Annotated in this window: 3 protein-coding genes; all 3 read left to right on the forward strand. The window is 39.0% G+C overall.

Annotation, left to right across the window (positions count from 1 at the left end; translation table 11 throughout):
* Window positions 1–523, forward strand: a 523-nt coding sequence (locus WB217_RS03290) for a flagellar hook-length control protein FliK (protein WP_423990604.1), incomplete at its 5' end; no start/stop codon positions are given.
* 11 nt (window positions 524–534) lie between these two features.
* Window positions 535–1164, forward strand: a complete 630-nt coding sequence (gene flgD / locus WB217_RS03295) for a flagellar hook assembly protein FlgD (RefSeq protein ID WP_423990606.1) — start codon at window positions 535–537, stop codon at window positions 1162–1164.
* Between the two features lie 17 nt (window positions 1165–1181).
* Window positions 1182–1557 (forward strand): TIGR02530 family flagellar biosynthesis protein (locus WB217_RS03300; RefSeq protein ID WP_423990608.1); only part of this gene is annotated, 376 nt, incomplete at its 3' end.

Consider the following 1557-nt stretch of genomic DNA (forward strand, 5'->3'; position numbering starts at 1 on the left):
ATCTACCGCTAATAAAACAGAAGGACAAGCTGGAACAATGGCATTCTTACCACAATTAACTAGGCCGGAACAGCTTACCTTAATGCTAAACGGTCATGATAAGCCTGTGTCACCTGAACAATTAATGAAACAATTTGAATCAATTCTATCAAAATCACAGTTTTTGAACAGCGGAGGCACACAGAAACTATTCATTAAATTATTCCCAGAGCACCTTGGAAGCATTAGGGTTGAATTGTTTCAAAAGGACCAAGTTATGATGGCAAGAATCATTACTACAACAGGTACTGCGAAGGAAACATTAGAATCACAAGTACATGGTCTAAAACAGGCATTTGCTGCTCAGAATTTATCTGTAGATAAAATTGAAATTTTTCAACAGCCGTCACAGCAGGAACGCTTTTTCAACAGAGATCCACAACAACAGCATAGGCAATCAGACAAGCAACAACAGGAAGAGAAAAAGGAAAAAGGTGAGTTTAATAATTCCTTTGAGGAAGCCCTGTTAAATACTGAAGTATAGGAGGCTAGGCAATGGTAAATACCATAGATTCTTCTTACCTGCTATCAAACCTTCAAAAAGATAGAAAGACTGGTTCCGATATTTTAGGGAAAGACGATTTTTTAAAAATCTTGATGACTCAACTTCAGAACCAGGACCCACTAAATCCAATGCAGGACAAGGATTTTGTTGCTCAAATGGCCACATTTTCCACACTTGAGCAAATCACAAATATGGGAAAGTCGATTGATCGGTTTGTACAGGCAGAACAGCAAAACAAAATGATTTCCTACAGCCAGTTCGTAGGAAAAGATATTACCTGGCATAAGATTGAAGAAGAGAATGGACAGGAAATTGTAAAAGAAGGAAGCGGAAAAGTTGCGTCTGTTCAGTTTAAGGAAGACTCTGTTTCATTTGTCCTTGAGGATGGAACTACACTCCAACCCGCAAACATTTCACAAATTAATGAGATTTCCAGCGAAAACCATATGCTTCAGGCCAGCATGTTGATTGGAAAGACTGTCACATATCTAGATGGAAATAAAGAAGAAAAAACTGGTATAGTTCATTCTGTTTCGTTTAAAAATGGTAAGACATCCTACGTGTTGGCTGATGCAGACCAGACAAGTATTGTTTCTTCACAAATTACCAAAATTCAATGATGTAGGGAAGTGATGTGATGGATAAAGCAAGTTTCCGTCCGATACAGTCCCTGCCTGTTAGCAGGAATAGCCAAAAACCTGTAAAAGCAAGTCAACTGGCCCAAACATCATTTTCGTTGCAGTTGCAATCCGTAATTCAGTCGAAGAGTAAACTAACGATAAGCAAACATGCGAGTGAAAGGTTACAACAGCGAGGAATCGAGATTTCTACAGAACGCTGGAACAGGATTGAAGAAAAGGTTAAACAGGCAAAGGACAAGGGTGTGAATGATTCACTTGTGCTGCTAAAGGATGCAGCACTGATTGTCAGTGTAAAAAATAATACGGTGATTACAGCCATGGGACGGCAAGAAGCTGAAGACCAAATCTTCACTAATATTAACGGGACAATTG

It is taken from the genome of Mesobacillus sp. (assembly GCF_049588175.1).
GTDB lineage: Bacteria > Bacillota > Bacilli > Bacillales > Cytobacillaceae > Mesobacillus.

Excerpts from the sequence above, each read along its gene's own strand:
- flgD (WP_423990606.1), top strand. The coding sequence starts at position 535 with ATGGTAAATACCATAGATTCTTCTTACCTGCTATCAAACCTTCAAAAA.